The sequence below is a fragment of the Citrobacter sp. Cf118 genome (assembly GCF_030334095.1).
Taxonomy (GTDB): domain Bacteria; phylum Pseudomonadota; class Gammaproteobacteria; order Enterobacterales; family Enterobacteriaceae; genus Citrobacter; species Citrobacter freundii.
In genome coordinates this window covers 69,728-90,280 of record NZ_JAOWES010000083.1, presented here as the reverse complement: position 1 = coordinate 90,280, position 20,553 = coordinate 69,728, and the positions used below count along the sequence as shown (strand labels likewise).

The following is a 20,553-nucleotide window of genomic DNA, read 5'->3' as shown; positions in this document are numbered from 1 at the left end:
ACGAAGGTAACATTTCTTTAAAATAAGATGAATTTTAGCAACAAACAGTCACCAACTGGTCTACTGCATCGAAAATCTCACCGTCGCTACCTGGCCTGCATCATCCATCACCAGCAGTTGATAATCCCCTTTAGTCGCCAGCAGTAGCGTAAGACGACGTCCGCGTTCATCCAGCCTTTCACCGTTAAGAAACCACCAGCGTTCACCGCTCCCACCGCTGGTTTGCACCGGCAATGAGGCTTGAGCAGAACCGGGTAAACGCTTCACAATCGCGCCATCACGAATGCCTGTCAACTGCAACGGCTGCGAAGCGTCTTGTCCCAGCGGCGGACATGTGGCAGAAACTGGCGGTAATCTCGCCCCACGACGTTCTGATTCCGGTAGCCATGGCTCCAGCGGCAACGGCCAAACGATTAACGTTTGCTCGTGCGCCTGCGGGCAATCCGCCGCCACACGTTTGCCATCATCATCCAGCCAGACAGGAAAACGAATGCCATTAACCCCTTCCTGCTCGGGCAATAATAACGTTGGCGGCTGACTGCCATCCAGTAACCAGGTTGCCAGACGGCGACGGCAGTTGCTGTCACCGGGGGCAAGAGATTGCCCGCCCGGCCAGCACACCACACCACGACTCACGGATTCAGGGCGTGGATCTTCCGGCTGATTTGTCCCGCGAGAGAGCAAAAGATTGTTGACCTGATTGAGCAACGGCACGGCACTGGCGAAACCAAACTGACCCACCACTGGCGTACCATCGGGCCTGCCGGTCCAGATACCGATCACATAACGCGCATTAACGCCAATCGCCCAGGCATCGCGATAGCCATAGCTGGTGCCCGTTTTCCACGCCAGAGGGACCACTCTGCTCAGCGCGTTATCCGGCAGCGGTTGCGCTTCGTCAGCCATAATGCGGCGAATAATCCACGCCGCGCCCGCCGACATCAACGGACGTTCCAGTAGTGGATCACCCGGCTGCAGACGCAGTTTTCCCGCTTTTCCCTGGCGGGCAAAGGCGCTGTACGCTGCGGCCATATCTTCCAGCCTTGCCCCCGCGCCACCTAAAATCAGCGACAGATTCGGCGCAGCCCCTGCGGGCAGATACAGCGGTAAGCCGACGTTACGTAACGATGCGGCAAAACGCTTCGGGCCATAGGCTTCGAGTACCTGCACGGCGGGTAAATTCAGCGAGCGCACCAGCGCTTCGCTCATGCTCACCGGGCCATGAAAACCGCTGTCAAAATTCCCCGGTCGATAGTCCCCGGTTCGCCGCGGGACATCCTGCAATAACGAAGCGGGATGAATGAGTCCGTCATCCAGCGCCAGGCCATAAACAAACGGCTTCAGCACCGAGCCAGGCGAACGGATCGCATTCACCATATCCACATGACCAAAACGAGAGTCGTCATTCATATCTACCGACCCCACCCAGCCACGCACGCTCATATCGGTGTGATCGACCACGATCATCGCCAGCGAACTGCGCGCAGGTAAGCGCCCCTTCCAGTTTTGTGCCAGCTCTTCCAGTTGACGCTGCAATCCGGCATCAAGGGTAGTCACGATTTTATCGCTTCGGCTTTTTCCCAGCATCATGCGCGAGAATAACGGTGCTAACTGCGGCATTTGCCGGGGCGCCAGCCAGACCGGTTCTTCACTCGACTCCTGCACCTGTCTGGCAGGCCAAATGCCCTGGGTCGCCATACGTTCGAGCACTTTATTACGCGCCGCTTCAGCACGGTCCGGCCAGCGATCCGGACGCAGACGGCTCGGCGCCTGTGGCAAAACAGCCAGCAGCGCGGCATCGGAGTAACTCAATTGCGCGGGTGATTTACCAAGATAAGCCCAGCTTGCCGCCCCCACGCCCTGCAGCGTACCGCCAAACGGCGCGCGGTTGAGATACAGTGTCAGTATGTCGCGTTTGGAGAGATGCCATTCCAGCTGCAATGCGCGCCAGAGTTGGCGAAACTTGCCGCCAAAGGTTCGCGGATGGGGATCGAGTAATCGTGCGACTTGCATGGTGAGCGTACTGCCGCCAGAAACCACACGCCCAGAGGAGAGGTCTTGCCATGCCGCGCGCAGTACTGAAAACGGATTGACGCCGGGATGCTTCCAGAACCAGCGGTCTTCGTAGTTAATTAACGCCTCAAGGTAGCGGGGCGACACCTCATCAATCGTTACCGGATACCGCCAGATACCATCCGCATCGGCGAAGCGCCACAGCGGCGTACCATCATGAGCCACCACGACCCGCGCCGGATCGACTTCGTGCAGCGGCAGCGGCCAGATTTTATCTGCCGCCCAAACCGCCGCCACAAACAATAGTGCAACGGCTGCCAGCCAGAGCCAGCAGCCGCGTTTACCCAACCCGCGTATCATTTACGGTCTGACAATCAAAAGTCCCTCTGTCGCACCGGTCGCGCGCCACTGCGGAACATACATTGATTCCACCTGCGGGACAGGAACCTGGTAGGTCCCCGGCGTTACCGCCCGCGCCAGATACACCAGCGTAACTGGCTGTCCTTCGTTGACCGCCACCGCGGCGACAAAGCGATCGTCACGGAACTCAACGTGCTGGATATCTGCCTGCTGCATCTGATTAAGCAGATTCGCCACTTCGCTGCCGCTATCCTGCAGGCTGGCGCTGCCGTTGGCCAGATTCTGGTTTTCCAGTTCCAGTCCTGCTGGCAGTAAATCGACCACCAGCGCATCCGGCACGTTCTGGCTGGCTTTTACCTCCAGCCAGACCAGCACCAGTTCGCCGCTACGCAGCGAATCCAGCGATTTGCTATTTCCGTCAGTTCCCAGGATTTGCCGCTCAATATGCAGAACGTTGCTGGCAGGCGTCGGTGCGGTTTGTGGATAACCACTCACATCCAGACGCAACCACAGCGGTAGATTACCGGTATTGGTGACGCTCAGCGTAGACAGCGCATCGGCATCCAGATTGCGGGTTAGCGATTTATCCCCTTCTAATGATTGTTCCGAGAGTGACGTTTGCGCCTGCCACGTACCAGGCAAATCCTGTAACGTACGCGCGGCAAGGAACAACGCATTATTTTCCTGAGTCGAGAGCCAGCGCTGTCCAAAGGCCTGTTCTGACAACGTGTTCAGCAGCGTATTCTGCACGTCAGGTTTGATCTTGTTCTCTTCGAGCAAGGCCAGCATCAACGCGTTATCCCGTAAGGCACTGCCGTAATCCGCCATCCACTGTTGCGTATCGCGGCGCGGTGTATTCAGGGCCAGCGTCAACGCCTGTTCACTGCGGTTGGCATCGCCCATATTTTTCAGCGCGATCCCCAGTTGTAACAGCGGTAAACCAGAGGCTGCTTGCGCACGACGCTCCCAGATCTCACGCAATGCGCCAAGCGGAGCTTTTTGCTGATGTGCCAGAACCAACGCGGCGTAGGCTTGTACGGCAAACCGGCTTGCTGAAGAGTCATCGGTATAGCGAATCGACATCATGCCCGGATCCTGCAAATAGCGCAGTAGCCGCTCGTTGCCCCGGTTAATCACCTCTACCGGGACACTGTAGCCCTGTTCATTTGCCCGGACGAGGAAATCCATGACATACGCGGTCAGCCAGTACTCTTCCGACCCGTTTTTATCCCACAGCGCAAAACCGCCGTTATCACGCTGCATCTGCACTAAACGGGAAATCCCAATATCAACTGCCGCACGACGTTTTTCATCACTGTCGCCCACAATACCTAACGCCTTCAATTGCGCAGCGTTGGTGTATAAGGATGGGAACAACCCGCTCGCCGTTTGCTCCAGACAACCGTAAGGGTACGCTTTCAGCTCGCGGATATAGCGCGCCAGGTTTAGCGGCGGCTTACCGCTGAACAGCAGTTGCCCCTGCATCGTCACAGGGGAGAAATTGGTCAGTTCTTCGCCCGGAAGCTGCCAGGTCGCGCCCGGCTGAAGTGCGACACCGTTATTAACGGTTTGCGCCGGGAACGCCGGACGCACGCCAATCTTCCACTGTTTATGCTGAACAGGCAGCGTTTCACCTGGTAAAGTCAGACCGCTAATTTCTGCCTGAATTTCGCCATCGCCAAAACCCTCCCGCGCGCGCACCGGAATAAACAGCGTAGTCCTTACGCCTGGCGCCAGATTTACCGGCGCGGGATCTTGCCCCATCAGCTCCAGTAAACCATTGGCCGCGAGTTTAATATTCAGCGTTTGCGGTTTGTCAGTCAGGTTGGTCACGTCCAGCGTCAGGCGCGAGGTATCGCCTCCCGCCAGAAAACGCGGCATATTCAGTTCAGCAATTACTGGCGCGGCGACAATCACTTTGCTTTCGCTGCTGCCAAAGTCATCCGTCGTCCAGGCCTGCGCCATTACCCGCAGCTCGCCGTTGAAATCACCGATAGGTAACGTCACCGTACCTTCGCCCTGCTCGTTAAGCGTGACCGGCAGCGCCTGTTGCGCCACGATATTGACGTGATTAACCGGTGGCTTACCGCCGCGTTTTAATTCATCGCCATCACCACCAAAGCGCAGCGCCGCCAGGCGTCCTTGCCCTTCGATCACCTGGCCGTAAATATCATAAATATCCGCGCCATAGCGTTTTTGCCCGAAAAACGCCTGCCACGGATCCGGCGTGGCGTAATCGGTAATATTCAGCACCCCGCTATCAACGGCAGAGACCAGCACGTTAACCTGTTTTGGTACGTCGCCATTTTTGACGCTGGCTTTAATCTTGACGGTCAACGGCTGGTTTGGACGTATTTTCGCCGGGTTTTCCAGCGCCAGCGCCAGACGACGGTTTTCGTCACCTAACGGTAAATGCAGTAACCCGACCGCCCGTTTTGGCGTTGCCGAACGGGACTTGTCGCCAGGACGAACCACCAGCGCACTAAGATACAAATCGTGGCGATTCCAGGTTTTATCGATTGGGATGGAGATATCGAGACCATCCGCCGGTACGTCTATTTCTTGCCACCACAACGGGCCTTCGCTGGATTCCACCATCGCATAACCTTTGCCAGCAGCGGGAGCGGCAACGTGCAGCTTCATGGTATCACCGGGACGATAGCTGGGTTTGTCCAGTTTCAGCGTCACGCGATCGGGACGCACAGCCCCACTGCCGTCGCTGTTATCCTGCCAGCTATAACCGGCCCAGAAGCGTACGCTGCTCACCGCATCATTCGGAGCTTTCACTTCCAGACGATAGGCGCCCCACTCAACCGGGAAGCTGACTTTACCGGTTTCATCGGCCTTAAGATCCAGAGTCTGCTCACCTTCAACCAGATCCTTTTGATCGAACTGTGATTGCCAGCCCTCGCCTTCAGACCAGTTCCAGTAATAATCTCGTCGCTCGCGGATCAAACGCACCTGCAAACCGGACACCGCTTTTTTCTCGCCTTGCGCATCGGCATACACAATGTCGAAAGCGGCGTTGCTGTTTTCATCAACGATAGGCTGATTCACGGTAGTATCGGTGCGGTAGTCATAGACGGCTTTCGCTGCAAACTGCGGACGAATGCCCGGCAGCGTATCCGCAGGCCAGATGGCTTGCTCAGCCCGACGCGTCACCGGACGGCCCCCCGACTCCAGCAGACTGGCTTGCAAAACCACCTGTAACGGGGAATGCGTCTCCTGCCACTGGCTGTTGGTGGTCACTTCGCCGCGTCCGTGGTCATCCAGCGTGAGCTGAACTTCATCGAGGCTGCGGGAAAGATTTTCTTCGGCAATATTACCAAACTGGAACCCCGGCAATGCCTGCACCGCTTCGCGCAGCGGGCGCAGGAAAAGCAGCCCTTGCAGAGCATTGCCGTTAGCGGGCGCGCCGTACAGGTAGTAGCCCACTACCGAAAACTTCACGTCATCAGTTGGTGCCACCGGGATCTTATTGGCGGAGAGATTGAGCGCCATCCGCTCAGGCATAAAATCTTCGACGTGGAAATCCCACATCCGCGACTGGTTATCACCGGTATTAGCCCGAATATGCCACATACCCGTTGGCGCGTTGGTGTCCAGCGGCCAGCTAAAGCGGTACAGACCGTTCTCCGGCTGGCTAACCACCGAGCGTAACACTTGTCCGTCGGGCTTCACGACCTCCAGCTTCACCGGCTGGTCGGGCAACGTTTTGCCATCGCTGTCACGCAGTAATCCGTTGAGGATCACCGTTTCGCCAGGACGATAGAGATCGCGTGGGCCGAACATAAAGAACTGCTTGCTGTATCCCGGCGCACCGGCAATATCAAATTCAGCCAGATCCAACGCCGGGAGCTTCAGATCCAGCAGCGTGGTTTGCCCGTCTTTGCGTGCCAGCAATAAAGCCGCGTCTTTATCAGTCTCCAGTTTGACATGACCCTGAGCGTCGCTGGTAGCCTGCGCCAACGTCTGTCCTTTTTCATTGAGTAACGTGACCTCAATCCCCTGCTGCGCGGCGCCGTTTTCCAGACTCTGCGTAAAGACATCCAGTTGATTATGGTAACGGTGTACAGACACACCAATATCGCTGAGCGTGAACAGCGTAGCGGCATTACTGTAGTTGTATTGTCCAGCCTGATTCATCACCGCGATGTAAACACCTGCTTGCTGCAACGGCTTGATATCGCTCAGCGGCAACAGCAGCTTCTCACGGGTGTTGCGCGCAGGATTGAGGTCAAAGCGTCCGGTATACACCAGTTCCGCCATTTTCAGCAGATTGTCAGATTCCCAGTTAGTCAACGAATTGCGGTATTCCCACTGGCTGACAAACGCACCGAGCGACTCAGGCTTCACGCGAAAGAAGTTCACATCTACGCTATTAACGTTAAGGGCCATCACCGGCAGCCCTTCAATCACTTTTCCCGGCAGCAGCGAGCCGCGACTGGCAAACCCTACGCTTGGCTGGACGTCGCGAGTGGTAATGTTTTTTTCATAATCAATAGCGAACGTCGCTTTATTCAGCGCCAGCAAATCACGCTCAATGGTAACAACCAGTTCCCGGTTAGGTTCCAGATGGCGTAAGCGTAGCTCTTTCAGATTTGGCGCCAGCTCCCAGGCACCATCCACTTTGCCGCTTTTTTTATCAACAACGTGCACGACGCGGGAAAAATCTTGTTCCGGATCGAGGGGAATGGAGAAGGTCAACACGAGCGTTGCCGCACCGTCGAGCTGGACCTCTGAGGCATCCAGCAACGTTAGCGACTTGCCCTGGCTTTGCTGCATCAGTTTTTGTAATTGAGCCTTATCTTTTGCTGGCGCTGTCTGTGGCGCAGGCGCATCAGGCTTCGCAGCCGTCGGTGATTTTTCGTTATTATTATCGCACCCGACCAGTGCCAGCATCAGCATGCAGGCCGCTACGCGTAAATGTTTCATTTTTCATCCCTGGCCGTAGTGGCCCGTTAGCTACGTAGAACAACTATTATGCGTCAGATTTCCGGCGGTGGAAGTCAGTAACTGAACAACGTTGTCTTAATTTTAGTGATTAATGTGGATTCACCTGACAAATCAGCCTGTTTTACTTGTCGCTTTACGGTAAACATCCGACAATTTGCCAAAACCTGGTAAAAATGGAGATGCCTATGACCACCGCCTTCTTTGTCGCTGCCGACTGGCTTGCCGAACACATTGACGACCCGGAAATACAAATTCTTGATGCCCGGATGGCACCTCCAGGACAGGAAGATCGCGATGTTGGCGAGGAGTATCGTGCGGGCCATATTCCTGGCGCAGTCTTTTTTGATATTGAAGCGCTTTCCGATCATACCTCACCGCTACCGCATATGATGCCGCGCCCGGAAGCTTTTGCCGTTGCGATGCGCGAACTGGGCGTTGATCAAGATAAGCATCTGGTTATCTACGATGACGGTAATCTGTTTTCCGCGCCACGCGCATGGTGGATGCTGCGGACATTTGGCGTCGAAAATGTCTCCATTCTGGCGGGCGGTCTGGCAGGCTGGAAGCGCGATGATCTAATGCTCAAGGAAGGCGATGAGGATTTACCTGAAGGTGAATTTAACGTGGCCTATACGCCTGACGCAGTAGTGCGCGTTACCGATGTACTGCTGGCCAGTCATGAAAAAACGGCGCAGATCGTCGATGCCCGTCCGGCTGCGCGTTTTAACGCAGAAGTTGACGAACCTCGCCCTGGCCTGAAGCGTGGTCATGTGCCCGGTGCGCTTAACGTACCGTGGACAGAATTGGTTCGTGACGGCGAGCTGAAAACTACCGACGAACTGGATGCTATTTTCTTCAGCCACGGCGTGAGCTTTGACCGCCCGATTATCGCCAGCTGCGGCTCCGGCGTAACGGCTGCCGTGGTGGTGCTGGCACTTGCCACGCTGGGCGTTTCTAACGTCGCATTGTATGACGGCGCATGGAGCGAGTGGGGAGCGCGTAACGATTTACCGGTAGAACCATCTGAGGCTAAATAAAATCTGATTTATTCATCTTTTTCGTCCACAAAAAAACCGCTCAAATGAGCGGTTTTTTTGTGCTGGTCCGGTTCGCGGCCTTTCCAGCAGGCTATGTCACCATAGCAATGCAAGCGTACATCAGTGGGCAAATAGTCCCTTTTAAGGGAGTGAATGTCAAGTTAATTAGCGGCGAAACTATTCACTATTTGAGGTATTATCTTTTCCGGCCCTTTTCGCCGCCTCGCAAGCGGGCACTGGTTTCAGGAAAGGATGTCCCATGGCCGTATATGCAAGCGTACATCAGTGCTTGCTATCACGGCATTATCGCCAGTGGTGCTGTCGTGATGCGGTCTCCGCATGGACCGCGCAATGAAGATACGATACTTCTGTATCGTGCTTGTTGTATCTGGTGCATTGTGTCTTCACGGTGATCGGAGTTACTCAGGTAATTCTGCACGCGTGACGTTCAGCGCCCAGAGCAAGTAAGCCAGGTAGCCGCCTTTCGGGGCGGCTTTCCTTCACTCAGATAATCCGATTCTGTTTAAAGTCGCGCAGGAAACCGCCCCAGCGACGTTCGTAGAACGGTGCGATATGCTCAGTGATAAAGTGGCTCACGCCCTTCTCACCTTTCCTCACCTGGCAGATGTCAATCGGTTCATCACCCGGTAACGTATCCGTTGCAACACTCCCCGTGGCATGAATAATCTCTTCAATATCGCCATCGGCTTCAATGCCAATCAGCAGGTTGGGTTGGGCATCCGGACTTTCTTTGATCGAGCAGAGAAACGCGCGTTTTACCGGCTTAATGGTTTTAAACAGCGTAGTCAGCGAGTCAATCATCTGCGCCGGAGGTTCAGCGACTTCAGAGAGGATCAGCGATTCACCGCCTTCCAGTACTTCCTGGGTGCTGAGCGGATTCCCCTCTTCCCCCATCAGCAGGCTGATTTCACGCGGCATAAATTCTTTGCCGGTCGGCAGTTTCGCGTTGAGAAACAGCGTTTCGCCGAGCGTCATTTCAAACAATGTACGCACCGGCATGACGACAAATGCCTGCTCATCTTCAACCGCCTGCTGCAGAGCTTCCAGGGAGGTGAAGAACGGGATCACGGTGGTGCCGTCTTCTTTTTCCCAGTGCTGAAGGTCGAGGGCGCTGTCTTCAACCACCGCCTCGCCTTCTGCGGCAGTACCCGGCACCCAGACGGTAGACTCCAGTAAAGTACGGAAAAATGCCGGACGATGCGCAGGCTCTGTCGCCGCTTGCTCAAGCAGGGTTTCTAATTCGTTTTTTGTTTCAGACATAAGAACCACAAATTGGATGAGTACGTGTAGGCCGAATGCGCAAAACGCTATCCGGCCATACAGTCATAAATTACGCGGTCAGCAGATTTGCAATCGTGCGCACACCCAGACCAGTTGCGCCCGCAGACCACTGCTCAACTGGCGCTTTGCGATAGGTTGCAGAGCAGTCGATGTGCAGCCAGCCTTGCTGATAGTTTTCCACGAAATGGGACAGGAAACCCGCCGCGGTGCTAGCACCCGCCGGATAGGCCGCACTGCCGGTATTATTCAGCTCGGCAAAGTTAGACGGCAGCTGGCTACGGTGGAACTCTGCCAACGGCAGACGCCAGAACGGCTCGTTTTCTTGCGCCGCGCTTGCCAGCAGACGGGCAGCCAGTTGATCGTCAAAGCTAAACAGCGCATGGTAATCGTTGCCCAGCGCAGTTTTCGCCGCGCCGGTCAGCGTGGCGGCATCAATGATCAATTCTGGTTTTTGCGCGCTGGCGTCGATCAGGCCATCGGCCAGTACCAGACGCCCTTCGGCATCGGTATTCATCACTTCAACTTTTTTACCGTTGCGATAGTGAATAATATCGCCGAGTTTAAAGGCGTTGCCGCTAATCAGGTTATCCGCGCAGCACAGATACAGCTTCACGCGCTTGTTCAGACCACGGGTGATGGCGAACGCCAGCGCGCCGATCACCGTTGCCGCGCCGCCCATATCAGACTTCATCGAGTCCATAAATGCGCTTTGCTTGATGCTGTAACCGCCGGAGTCAAAAGTAATTCCCTTACCCACCAGGCAGGCATAAACCGGGGCTTCTTTATCGCCAGTTGGATTGTAATCCAGCGCCAGCAGCACCGGAGGACGTTCGGAGCCACGACCTACGGTATGCAATCCCATGTAGTTCTGCTCGCGCAGATCTTCGCCTTTAGTGATGCGGTAAGAGACGTTATCGCAGGCAACAGAGCACAGCAGGTCTACTGCGCGTTGCGCCAGCTGTTCCGGGCCCAGCTCTTCTGCCGGGGCGTTAATGGTATCGCGCACCCAGTCAATAATTTTCAGGCGGTTATCCAGCTCTTTGCGCTGCGCCTCATCCAGAGCGGCCCACTCAACTTTGCGGGTGCCTTTTGGCCCTTTGTAGCCCTGCCAGAACGCCCAGCTACGTTCAGTATCCCAGCCTTCACCATCCAGTTGGACATGTTTAATACCCAGGCCGTCAATTTTACGGGCGGCGCGCTGGATAAGGCCGAGGTCATCTTTTCCGTTCAGGTGCAGGGTAATGCCATCATTATTAATGCTGTATGTCGCCTTTTCACCCCAGCGGGCATCAGCGGGTTGCGTGGAAAGCGTAATTTTCATGGCTTCTGTCATTTTATTTATCCTTATTTTCGCGCATACAGGAAAACGGGCCACCCGTGGGCAGCCCGTTGACTTATTCGGCTTCGTCCAGCCAGACCAGCAAAATGGCCTCAAGGATTTTTTCGTTCGATGCCTGAGGATCATCATCGAACTCTTCCAGGTCACAGATCCACTGGTGCAGATCGGTGAAACGAACGGTCTTGGGGTCGAGATCGGGGAACGCGTCGTACAGCGCCTCGCCGATTTCACGGCTATCGGTCCACTTCAGTCCCATACTACCCTCTGTTAATGCTCACGTGCATGATTGATTGTGTAACGTGGGATTTCGACCACTAAATCGTCCTCGGTGACACGTGCCTGACAGCTTAAACGGCTCTCCGGCTCCAGTCCCCAGGCTTTATCCAGCATGTCGTCTTCTTCTTCTGTGCTTTCCGGCAAAGAATCAAAACCTTCACGTACGATGCAGTGGCAGGTTGTGCAGGCACAGGATTTTTCACAGGCGTGTTCAATCTCGATACCGTTACGCAGGGCAACGTCAAGAATGGTTTCGCCGGTCTCAGCTTCCAGAACTGCGCCATCGGGACAGAGATCCTGATGAGGCAAAATAACAATCTTTGGCATATTAAACCTCGTCCACGGAATGGCCTTTCAGCGCGCTACGGACGGACTTGTCCATGCGGCGAGCGGCGAATTCCTGGGTTTGTTTGTCTACGTTTTTAGTGGCTTGTTCTATCGCGTCAACATCGTCACCCTGTGCAACCTCGCTCAAATGCGCGGCGGCGGTGTCGATAGCCTGACGTTCTGCGGCGCTTAACAGCGCGGCATCAGCGTTCAACGCACCGGATAAACTTTCCAGTACGCGTGCCGCTTCGACTTTCTGTTCTGCCAGCATACGGGCTTTAACGTCCTGCTCGGCAAAACTCATCGAATCCTGAATCATGGAGGCGATTTCACTGTCGGTCAGACCGTAGGACGGTTTGACCTGAATTGAGGACTCAACGCCGGTGGATTTTTCCATGGCGGTGACGCTCAGCAGGCCATCGGCATCCACCTGGAAGGTCACGCGGATGTGTGCGCCGCCAGCTGGCAATGCCGGGATGCCGCGCAGCGCAAAACGCGCCAGTGAACGGCAGTCCTGCACCAGCTCACGCTCGCCTTGCATTACGTGAATGGACATCGCGGTTTGGCCATCTTTAAAGGTGGTAAAGTCCTGCGCGCGCGCCACCGGGATAGTGGTGTTACGTGGGATCACTTTCTCCACCAGACCGCCCATGGTTTCCAGTCCCAGGGACAGCGGGATAACGTCCAGCAGCAGCATTTCGCTGTCTGGTTTATTTCCGACCAGAATATCTGCCTGGATTGCCGCACCAATAGCGACCACTTTGTCCGGGTCGATAGAAGTCAGCGGCGTACGGCCAAAAAATTCACCGACGCGTTCACGCACCAATGGCACGCGAGTTGAACCACCGACCATCACCACTTCCAGCACATCCTGCGGCTCCACGCCCGCATCTTTCAGCGCGCGACGGCAGGCCAGCAGCGTACGCTTGACCAGTGAGGAAATGAGTTCATTAAAGGTTTCACGGGTGATTTCACCCTGCCATCCCGCCACGTTAACCGTTACAGAATCAGCGTCGCTAAGCGCGATTTTCGCGGCAATCGCGGCATCCAGCAGTTCACGCTGTACGCGGTTATCGCTACGATCGGCCACGCCAGCCTGCTCGCGAATATAATCGGCCAGCAGATGGTCAAAATCGTCGCCGCCGAGCGCGGAATCACCGCCGGTCGCCAGCACTTCAAACACGCCGCGGCTCAGGCGCAGAATAGAAATATCAAAAGTACCGCCGCCAAGATCGTAGACCGCGATCACGCCTTCCTGACCGGAGTCCAGACCATAGGCAATCGCAGCTGCGGTCGGTTCGTTCAACAGACGCAATACGTGCAGGCCCGCCAGACGCGCGGCGTCTTTGGTCCCCTGACGCTGTGCATCGTCAAAGTAAGCCGGAACGGTGATTACCACGCCATCCAGTTCGCCGGACAGTGATTCGGTTGCCCGCGCGGCCAGCGCTTTCAGAATATCCGCGGAGACGCGCACCGGATTAAGCAATCCGGCAGCGGTTTCAATCATCGGCAAGCCGTTTTCGCTTGCCTGGAACGTATATGGCAGATGCGGGTAACGCGCCTGGATATCCGCCAGAGAGCGGCCCATCATGCGTTTTACCGAACTGACGGTGTTTGCCGTATCCAGCGCAGCATTGGCGCGGGCATCGTAACCGACAGAATAACCCTGCTGCTGATAGTGAACCACTGACGGCAACAGGTGGCGACCTTCATGGTCTGCCAACGTTTCGGCCTGGCCGCTGCGTACGGTCGCAACCAGGGAGTTGGTGGTGCCTAAATCGATACCTACCGCCAGACGACGCTGGTGCGGCGCGGCGCTCAGACCAGGCTCACTAATTTGTAATAAGGCCATTTTCGCTTCCGGAAATTAAAAATCGAGCAGTTTTTCTTCGAGTTGTTCTGCACTGCTTCGCAGTTTATCGAGAAAACGCAGCTTACGCACGGTATCTGCCGCTGCGTCCCACGTCTCGCTATCCAGCTGTTCCACCATCAGTTGATGACGAACGTTATACATTTCGCTGACGCGTTGCATAAACGCATCTAAACGTTGACTGTCTTTTGCCTGTTCAATTTCGTCCAGCTCTTCCCGCAGCTCCAGTTGTTCCATCAGAAACGCGGTATCGCGCACCGTGTGCTGCTCGCTACGGATGTCAAAGCCGTGTAAAGACAATATGTATTCGGCGCGCATCAAAGGATGACGCAGCGTTTGCCAGGCCTGGTTGATAGTGGCGGACTGCGAAACCGCAGCAAGTTGTTCCGCCTGGGAACCGCTGGCAAATTTATCAGGATGATACTGACGTTGTAGATCCTGAAAACGTAGGCTCAGCGCCTGAGTATCGAGCTGATAACGGGCCGGTAAGCCAAAGAGGGTGAAGTAGTCCATAACATTCTCAGGGCATCGATTCTCTGTTGTTCACGGGAGCAAAACCAGAGAGTCAGGTAAAACAAACCCCACGCGCAGGCGACCACGGTGGGGTTATCGGTAAGCGCGTTACACGTGGAAGCTTTCGCCGCATCCACATTCGTCTTTCACGTTCGGGTTAGTAAACTTAAACCCTTCGTTCAGACCTTCTTTGACGAAGTCTAACTGCGTACCGTCGAGGAATTGCAGGCTCTTACCGTCGACCACAACTTTAACGCCTTTGTCTTCAAACACGGTATCTTCAGCCGCCGGCTCGTCAACAAATTCCAGTACATAGGCCATACCTGAGCAGCCGGAGGTTCTCACGCCCAGACGCAGACCAAACCCTTTACCGCGGTTTGCCAGGAAGGTATTTACACGCGCTGCTGCACTGTCGCTTAAGGTAATCGACATAATAAAACCTCAACTCTTAATTATTTTGCTTCACGTTTGCTTTTGTAATCCGCAATCGCGGCTTTAATCGCGTCTTCAGCCAGAATAGAGCAGTGAATTTTCACCGGTGGCAGTTCAAGCTCGTCGGCGATATCGGTGTTTTTAATCGCCTGTGCTTCGTCCAGAGATTTCCCTTTTACCCATTCGGTAACCAGAGAGCTGGAAGCAATAGCGGAACCGCAGCCGTAAGTCTTGAAACGCGCGTCTTCAATGATACCCTCATTGTTGACTTTGATCTGCAACTTCATCACGTCGCCACAGGCCGGTGCACCCACCATGCCGCTGCCCACGTTCTCGTCGCTGTTGTCAAAAGAACCCACGTTACGTGGATTCTCGTAATGATCGATTACTTTTTCGCTGTAAGCCATGCTGAATTCTCCTTATCGGTACCGATTAGTGATGTGACCATTCAATGCTGTTCAGATCCACGCCCTGTTTGAACATTTCCCACAGCGGAGAAAGGTCACGCAGGCGGCCGATGGAGTTGCGAACCAGATTAATGGCGTAGTCAATCTCTTCTTCGGTAGTGAAACGACCTAAAGAGAAACGAATTGAGCTATGTGCCAGCTCGTCGGTCATCCCCAGCGCGCGCAGCACGTAGGATGGCTCCAGGCTTGCAGAAGTACATGCAGAACCGGAGGATACAGCCAGATCTTTCAGCGCCATAATCAGCGATTCGCCTTCAACATAGTTGAAGCTAACGTTGAGAATGTTCGGTGCACCCTGCTCGAGATCGCCGTTAAGATACACTTCTTCCATATCTTTCACGCCGTCCCACAGACGGTTACGCAGACTGCGCAGGCGCGCCATCTCGGTTTCCATCTCTTCTTTGGCAATGCGGTAGGCTTCACCCATGCCGACGATCTGGTGCACAGGCAGCGTACCGGAACGCATACCGCGCTCGTGACCGCCGCCGTGCATCTGCGCTTCAATACGAATACGCGGTTTACGACGCACGTACAGCGCACCGATACCTTTCGGACCATAGATTTTGTGGCCGGAGAAGGACATCAGATCAACTTTCAGTTGGCTCAGATCGATAGGCAGTTTGCCCACGCTCTGGGTCGCATCAACGTGATAGATGATGCCGCGCGCACGGCACATTTCGCCGATAGTCGCGATATCCTGCACCACGCCGATTTCGTTATTCACGTGCATGATGGACACGAGGATGGTGTCGTCACGCATTGCCGCTTCAAGTTCTTTCAGGTCGATAATGCCGTTACGCTGCGGGGCGAGGTAGGTGACTTCAAACCCTTCGCGCTCCAGCTGACGACAGGTGTCCAGCACGGCTTTGTGTTCGGTTTTGCTGGTGATGATGTGCTTGCCTTTTTTCTGATAAAAGTTGGCTGCACCTTTAATCGCCAGGTTATCGGATTCAGTCGCACCGGAAGTAAAGACGATTTCACGCGGGTCAGCGCCCACGAGGTCAGCAATCTGGTTACGGGCGATATCTACCGCCTCTTCAGCCTGCCAGCCGAAACGGTGTGAACGAGACGCTGGGTTACCAAAGTTTCCGTCCAGGGTCAGACACTGCATCATTTTCTCGGCAACACGCGGGTCCACCGGCGTGGTTGCGGAGTAGTCGAGATAGATCGGTAATTTCATTGCTCTATAAACTCCGTACATCGCTTCAATGCAAGGAATCAGGCAACCGGCTGGATGTACGACCGTGTTAACGGGGTGTGTAACACCCCGGCCTGATTCTAAAATACTTTTATTATGCGCGTAACTTAACGTCGATCGCGTCTTGAGCACGATTAGTGCGTGGAGCGTCATGGGTATGCTGGCGATCAGACACATCCAGAACTTCCTGATTATTTACCAGTTCGCCCAACGTAATGTTGTTGAGGAAACCGGTCAGACGATCGCTCAAATCGCGCCACAGCGCGTGGGTCAGGCATTTATCGCCGCCCTGACAACCGCCTTTGCCCTGGCAACGGGTCGCATCTACAGACTCGTCCACAGCGCTGATTACTTCACCTACTGCGATGCTGCCGGCATCTTTACCCAGCAGATACCCGCCGCCTGGTCCACGTACGCTGGAAACCAGACCGTTTTTACGCAAACGGGAAAACAGCTGCTCCAGATATGACAGGGAAATTCCCTGACGTTCAGAAATATCAGCCAACGGTACCGGGCCCGTTTCGGAGTTGAGCGCAACGTCCAACATTGCGGTCACGGCATAACGCCCTTTTGATGTCAGTCTCATGTCTTACTTAGCCTCAAACTCGCCCCTGCCCGGGGTTTTTTATTGTAAAATGGGGGTATTGCATAGCAGGGGCAAGTCTGACATTCCCGACTAAATCAGTCAACTATTTACTTGACTAATTTAGTCAGGTATTTAACCTTCAGTGCCATTTTTACTTGCCGGAGGCGTTACGTTTACTTGCCTTTATTCTGTTGCTCAATTGAAGCTAAAATTCCGCGCAAAATGTTCAGCTCCTGGCTCTCAGGACGCGCACGCGTAAACAGACGGCGCAGCTTATTCATCACCTGTCCCGGATGCCCTTCGCGGATAAACCCGGTCGACAGCAGCGTTTGTTCCAGATGACCGTAAAAACGCTCTAAATCATCGACCAGCGGATACTCAGCTTCTTCGTATTCTGCGGTCTTCTCGCTTTCCTGCGTTGCCAGCCAGGCCATGCGCACTTCATAAGAGATGACCTGCACCGCCATCGCCAGGTTCAGCGAACTGTATTCCGGGTTCGCGGCAATAGCGACGTGGTAATGGCACTTCTGCAGTTCTTCATTCGTCAGGCCAACACGTTCACGGCCAAACACCAGCGCCACCGGCGAATTCGTCGCTTCAGAGACGCTTTTTAAACCGCATTCACGCGGATCCAGCATCGGCCACGGTAGCGTACGGGAGCGCGCGCTGGTGCCAACTACCAGGCTGCAACCTGCCAACGCTTCATCAAGAGTATCGACGATCTGCGCGCTGCCGATTACATCACTCGCACCTGCCGCCAGAGCGATGGCCTGAGAGTCCGGTTTAACCAGTGGATTTACCAGCCACAGATTGGTTAAACCCATGGTTTTCATTGCGCGGGCTACAGAGCCCATGTTGCCAGTGTGAGAGGTTTCCACCAGCACGATTCGAATATTTTGCAGCATTGTATTTCTTCGGCTAAAGATTATTCGGGCATATTATCATAAAACGAAGACATATTCCGAACTCGCTGCTATACTCTGCGCCGTTTTCCCGTTCTTTAACATCCAGTGAGAGAGACCGATGCATCCGATGCTGACCATCGCCGTGCGCGCAGCGCGCAAGGCGGGTAATGTAATTGCCAAACACTACGAAACCCCAGACTCTGTAGAAACCAGCCAGAAAGGCAGCAATGATTTCGTGACTAACGTCGATAAAGCCGCCGAAGCGATTATTATCGAAACTATTCGCAAATCTTACCCACAGCACACCATCATCACCGAAGAAAGCGGTGAGCACGCAGGTGAAGATCAGGATGTTCAATGGGTTATCGATCCACTGGATGGTACTACCAACTTCGTAAAACGTCTGCCGCACTTCGCGGTATCTATCGCAGTACGCATTAAAGGCCGTACTGAAGTCGCCGTTGTTTACGATCCAATGCGTAACGAACTGTTCACCGCCACTCGCGGCCAGGGCGCACAGCTGAACGGTTATCGTCTGCGTGGCAGCACCGCCCGCGATCTGGACGGCACCATCATCGCCACCGGTTTCCCGTTCAAAGCGAAGCAGCACGCCGCTTCTTACATGAAAATTCTTGGCAAAATGTTTACCGAGTGCGCTGACTTCCGCCGCACAGGTTCTGCTGCGCTGGATCTGGCTTACGTTGCCGCTGCGCGCGTTGACGGTTACTTCGAAATCGGTCTGAAACCATGGGATTTCGCAGCAGGTGAGCTGATTGCGCGTGAAGCTGGCGCACTGGTTTGCGACTTCACCGGTGGTCATAACTACCTGGCAACCGGCAACATCGTTGCAGGTAACCCGCGCGTTGTTAAAGCCATGCTGGCTAACATGCGTGACGAACTGAGCGATGCGCTGAAGCGTTAATCTGCTGTGGTGCCGGATGCGACGCTTTCGCGTCTTATCCGGCCTACAAGTCATACCATTCCGCTCACTAACCTAAAACGGTCTTATCCCTCGCCCTACCGGCACCGCGCTCATCCACATCACTACCGCAGCAACAATAAGCACCGCACCACCAGCTAACGCCAGCGTCGTCCAGCCAATCTGTCGCCACAGCACCGGCGCTTTATGCCCGCTAATTTTCACCGCCAATGAGCGAAAGCTATGTACCAGCAAAGCCAGTGACGTAATCGTCAAAGAGGTTCCTGCCGCCATCGCCAACGCCGACGCCATACCCCAGCTAAAGACGCCAACCACTTTACTGAACAGCAGCACCATAATTGCGCCAGAGCAGGGACGCATGCCCATAGAGAGAATAATCATCAACCGGGCGCGCCAGTCATCGCCGCTTTGCAGTTGTTCCGGCTTGGGCAAATGCTGATGCCCGCAGCCGCAGCCCTCGTGATGCACATGGCGCGGCGTAAAGGCGGTGAATTTCGGGCGCATCAGCAGCTGGCGCAATTTCTTCAGCGCACGGACACACAATAAAACGCCCAACACGCCAACCAGCGCATAACTTCCTTTCTCCAGCCAGAAACTGCTCATATGCAGCTGTCGGGCAGGCAGTTGCAGCACCGTGAGCACTACAACCACCAGTCCTATTGCCACCAGCCCCTGCAATAGGGAAGACGCCAGCGTCAGCCCAATGCTCGACTTGAGCTTCGACGGATGCGTCGCCAGCCAGGTCGTGATGACGATTTTGCCGTGCCCCGGCCCCAATGCGTGCAATACCCCATATATAAAGCTAAACAACAGCAGAGATCCGCCCGCACGTGTGGGGTTCGCGGCAACCGCTTTCAGCAACCCGCTCATCTGCTGGTTAACATCGCGCTGCCAGACAACAGTTTGCATCATTACCTGAGGCCAGGCCTGCCACAACCACAGCACCCCGCCTGTCGCCAGCAACAAAAAGACCGCCAGTGGCCATAGCGTGAGCCAACGGCGTCTGGCTGCGCGTTGTTGATAAACTACTGACATTGCAGCGTCACCGTCTGTGCAAACTGTTTACCCAACTCCATATCCTCCGGCGGAGCGTCTTCTTTATCCAGCGACTGCGCAAAACTCAACATGTTTTCATTCGGCGTCGGCGTATGCATTGAAATATGGCATTGCTGGCTTATGGTCTGCGAAAGCCGGGCGTCGCTGTCTTTGTCATAGCTCATATCGACGTAGTAGGTCGGATCGAAGGTTGAAATAGTATATTTTTGACCGCTCAGTGGTTGAGCTTCGGCCAGCGGCAGAACGAACGTCAGCACCGCCTGGTGTTCTTCACGCGCCATGCCATATTCCGTCGGTCTGTTTTTAAACTTTACCTTTTTCCCATCGTGCCACACTTCGGTGAAATAGTGCTGCCCGAGAACGTTGGCCATCATTTCCGCCGCCAGTTTTTTCCAAATTTCATCACCAGGTTTAGCATCCCCCGCGTCGTAAAGCAGATCCGCCGACGTGATTTCATCCATCGTCCAGCGCATTTTTAGCGCGACGAACCGATCATTTTCGCTCACAACTTCGGTTTTCAGATGAATAAAGCTGTGGGGATGCGCACCTGCGCCAAAAGACAGGACAGCGAGAAACAACGTCATAAAGATACGTTTAACGCCTTGCATGAGTTCTCCACGATAAAAATCAACACCGCCACAAATAATGATGCCGTATTTGGCGCAAGTGTGCCGAGGATATCATTGAACGAAAAAAAGTTGAGCACCCTTTTCCGGTATCGATTCAGTTCTCAATTTCGATAATTTCTTCTTCGGGAAATTCCACCCAAACACCTTTTCGGCGTTAAATCTTAAGTTAAATGATAACAAAATGTTAATTAAAAGTTTTATTTTAATGTTTTATTAACACTTAATTTGAATGTCTGAATCTAAAATCATGTTAATTTAACCAATTATTAACCAATTCATTTCCATAAATTAACAATAATGGGCATATATCACATTCTCCAAACTTATGATTCATTCCCTCTTCCATT

The 20,553-nt window shown here is 54.4% G+C and carries 18 protein-coding genes; 3 read left to right on the top strand and 15 right to left on the bottom strand.

All coding sequences use genetic code 11. The annotated features are described in order from the left end of the window. Positions 1-60 precede the first annotated feature (60 nt). Together pbpC and OGX67_RS10895 are read right to left on the bottom strand one after the other, a co-directional pair. Positions 61-2,373 (bottom strand): peptidoglycan glycosyltransferase PbpC, encoded by a 2,313-nt coding sequence (pbpC, locus tag OGX67_RS10900; RefSeq protein WP_257651551.1) that lies wholly within the window; start codon positions 2,371-2,373, stop codon positions 61-63. After that, complete coding sequence (locus OGX67_RS10895; protein ID WP_257651552.1) at positions 2,374-7,308, bottom strand: alpha-2-macroglobulin family protein; 4,935 nt, start codon at positions 7,306-7,308, stop codon at positions 2,374-2,376. 206 nt (positions 7,309-7,514) lie between these two features. On the opposite strand from OGX67_RS10895, the gene sseA reads away from it, so the two are divergent. Together sseA and timP are read left to right on the top strand one after the other, a co-directional pair. Next, positions 7,515-8,366, top strand: coding sequence for a 3-mercaptopyruvate sulfurtransferase (sseA, locus tag OGX67_RS10890; protein WP_257651553.1), 852 nt, complete (start codon positions 7,515-7,517; stop codon positions 8,364-8,366). A 339-nt stretch (positions 8,367-8,705) separates the two neighbouring features. Continuing rightward, the gene (gene timP, locus OGX67_RS10885) at positions 8,706-8,834 is read left to right on the top strand and encodes a small toxic inner membrane protein TimP (protein WP_316282185.1); all 129 of its coding nucleotides are present in this window, start codon (positions 8,706-8,708) and stop codon (positions 8,832-8,834) included. A 36-nt stretch (positions 8,835-8,870) separates the two neighbouring features. On the opposite strand, the gene sseB is transcribed toward timP, so the two are convergent. The 11 genes from sseB to trmJ all read right to left on the bottom strand — a co-directional run bounded on the left by sseB (position 8,871) and on the right by trmJ (position 17,581). Beyond that, positions 8,871-9,647, bottom strand: coding sequence for an enhanced serine sensitivity protein SseB (gene sseB, locus OGX67_RS10880; protein WP_032937889.1), 777 nt, complete (start codon positions 9,645-9,647; stop codon positions 8,871-8,873). A gap of 70 nt (positions 9,648-9,717) precedes the next feature. Next, positions 9,718-11,001 carry an aminopeptidase PepB gene (gene pepB / locus OGX67_RS10875; protein ID WP_286526481.1) on the bottom strand — a complete coding sequence of 428 codons (1,284 nt, stop codon included), beginning with the start codon at positions 10,999-11,001 and terminating at the stop codon, positions 9,718-9,720. Between the two features lie 61 nt (positions 11,002-11,062). Continuing rightward, positions 11,063-11,263, bottom strand: coding sequence for a Fe-S cluster assembly protein IscX (iscX, locus tag OGX67_RS10870; protein ID WP_003037694.1), 201 nt, complete (start codon positions 11,261-11,263; stop codon positions 11,063-11,065). Positions 11,264-11,274: 11 nt separating this feature from the next. Then, the gene (fdx, locus tag OGX67_RS10865) at positions 11,275-11,610 is read right to left on the bottom strand and encodes an ISC system 2Fe-2S type ferredoxin (RefSeq protein WP_003037690.1); all 336 of its coding nucleotides are present in this window, start codon (positions 11,608-11,610) and stop codon (positions 11,275-11,277) included. 1 nt (position 11,611) lies between these two features. Beyond that, positions 11,612-13,462, bottom strand: a complete 1,851-nt coding sequence (hscA, locus tag OGX67_RS10860) for a Fe-S protein assembly chaperone HscA (protein ID WP_286526480.1) — start codon at positions 13,460-13,462, stop codon at positions 11,612-11,614. 15 nt (positions 13,463-13,477) lie between these two features. After that, entirely contained in the window at positions 13,478-13,993 is a 516-nt protein-coding gene (gene hscB / locus OGX67_RS10855) for a co-chaperone HscB (protein WP_257651554.1), read from the bottom strand. Positions 13,994-14,101: 108 nt separating this feature from the next. Then, on the bottom strand, positions 14,102-14,425 hold the full coding sequence (gene iscA, locus OGX67_RS10850) for an iron-sulfur cluster assembly protein IscA (protein ID WP_003037681.1): 324 nt from the start codon (positions 14,423-14,425) through the stop codon (positions 14,102-14,104). A 20-nt stretch (positions 14,426-14,445) separates the two neighbouring features. Continuing rightward, positions 14,446-14,832, bottom strand: coding sequence for a Fe-S cluster assembly scaffold IscU (gene iscU / locus OGX67_RS10845; protein WP_002913991.1), 387 nt, complete (start codon positions 14,830-14,832; stop codon positions 14,446-14,448). 25 nt (positions 14,833-14,857) lie between these two features. Continuing rightward, positions 14,858-16,072 carry a cysteine desulfurase gene (gene iscS / locus OGX67_RS10840; RefSeq protein ID WP_003037677.1) on the bottom strand — a complete coding sequence of 405 codons (1,215 nt, stop codon included), beginning with the start codon at positions 16,070-16,072 and terminating at the stop codon, positions 14,858-14,860. A gap of 112 nt (positions 16,073-16,184) precedes the next feature. Then, positions 16,185-16,676, bottom strand: a complete 492-nt coding sequence (gene iscR, locus OGX67_RS10835; RefSeq protein WP_257651555.1) for a Fe-S cluster assembly transcriptional regulator IscR — start codon at positions 16,674-16,676, stop codon at positions 16,185-16,187. A gap of 173 nt (positions 16,677-16,849) precedes the next feature. After that, positions 16,850-17,581 carry a tRNA (cytosine(32)/uridine(32)-2'-O)-methyltransferase TrmJ gene (trmJ, locus tag OGX67_RS10830; protein WP_003838431.1) on the bottom strand — a complete coding sequence of 244 codons (732 nt, stop codon included), beginning with the start codon at positions 17,579-17,581 and terminating at the stop codon, positions 16,850-16,852. Positions 17,582-17,699: 118 nt separating this feature from the next. On the opposite strand from trmJ, the gene suhB reads away from it, so the two are divergent. Then, entirely contained in the window at positions 17,700-18,503 is an 804-nt protein-coding gene (suhB, locus tag OGX67_RS10825; protein ID WP_003037670.1) for an inositol-1-monophosphatase, read from the top strand. Between the two features lie 72 nt (positions 18,504-18,575). On the opposite strand, the gene OGX67_RS10820 is transcribed toward suhB, so the two are convergent. Further along, entirely contained in the window at positions 18,576-19,556 is a 981-nt protein-coding gene (locus tag OGX67_RS10820; RefSeq protein WP_257651556.1) for a nickel/cobalt transporter, read from the bottom strand. Beyond that, the gene (locus OGX67_RS10815) at positions 19,547-20,185 is read right to left on the bottom strand and encodes a DUF1007 family protein (RefSeq protein WP_286526477.1); all 639 of its coding nucleotides are present in this window, start codon (positions 20,183-20,185) and stop codon (positions 19,547-19,549) included. Before OGX67_RS10815 ends, OGX67_RS10820 begins: the two co-directional genes overlap by 10 nt. Positions 20,186-20,553 lie beyond the last annotated feature (368 nt).

Bases quoted from the DNA above. Each gene is read 5' to 3' on its own strand.
- iscS (WP_003037677.1), bottom strand. From the start codon at position 16,072: ATGAAATTACCGATCTATCTCGACTACTCCGCAACCACGCCGGTGGAC.
- OGX67_RS10820 (WP_257651556.1), bottom strand. From the start codon at position 19,556: ATGTCAGTAGTTTATCAACAACGCGCAGCCAGACGCCGTTGGCTCACG.
- timP (WP_316282185.1), top strand. From the start codon at position 8,706: ATGGACCGCGCAATGAAGATACGATACTTCTGTATCGTGCTTGTTGTA.
- pbpC (WP_257651551.1), bottom strand. From the start codon at position 2,373: ATGATACGCGGGTTGGGTAAACGCGGCTGCTGGCTCTGGCTGGCAGCC.
- fdx (WP_003037690.1), bottom strand. From the start codon at position 11,610: ATGCCAAAGATTGTTATTTTGCCTCATCAGGATCTCTGTCCCGATGGC.
- sseB (WP_032937889.1), bottom strand. From the start codon at position 9,647: ATGTCTGAAACAAAAAACGAATTAGAAACCCTGCTTGAGCAAGCGGCG.
- suhB (WP_003037670.1), top strand. From the start codon at position 17,700: ATGCATCCGATGCTGACCATCGCCGTGCGCGCAGCGCGCAAGGCGGGT.
- pepB (WP_286526481.1), bottom strand. From the start codon at position 11,001: ATGACAGAAGCCATGAAAATTACGCTTTCCACGCAACCCGCTGATGCC.
- OGX67_RS10815 (WP_286526477.1), bottom strand. From the start codon at position 20,185: ATGCAAGGCGTTAAACGTATCTTTATGACGTTGTTTCTCGCTGTCCTG.
- iscA (WP_003037681.1), bottom strand. From the start codon at position 14,425: ATGTCGATTACCTTAAGCGACAGTGCAGCAGCGCGTGTAAATACCTTC.
- hscB (WP_257651554.1), bottom strand. From the start codon at position 13,993: ATGGACTACTTCACCCTCTTTGGCTTACCGGCCCGTTATCAGCTCGAT.
- hscA (WP_286526480.1), bottom strand. From the start codon at position 13,462: ATGGCCTTATTACAAATTAGTGAGCCTGGTCTGAGCGCCGCGCCGCAC.
- iscX (WP_003037694.1), bottom strand. From the start codon at position 11,263: ATGGGACTGAAGTGGACCGATAGCCGTGAAATCGGCGAGGCGCTGTAC.
- iscU (WP_002913991.1), bottom strand. From the start codon at position 14,832: ATGGCTTACAGCGAAAAAGTAATCGATCATTACGAGAATCCACGTAAC.
- iscR (WP_257651555.1), bottom strand. From the start codon at position 16,676: ATGAGACTGACATCAAAAGGGCGTTATGCCGTGACCGCAATGTTGGAC.
- OGX67_RS10895 (WP_257651552.1), bottom strand. From the start codon at position 7,308: ATGAAACATTTACGCGTAGCGGCCTGCATGCTGATGCTGGCACTGGTC.
- trmJ (WP_003838431.1), bottom strand. From the start codon at position 17,581: ATGCTGCAAAATATTCGAATCGTGCTGGTGGAAACCTCTCACACTGGC.
- sseA (WP_257651553.1), top strand. From the start codon at position 7,515: ATGACCACCGCCTTCTTTGTCGCTGCCGACTGGCTTGCCGAACACATT.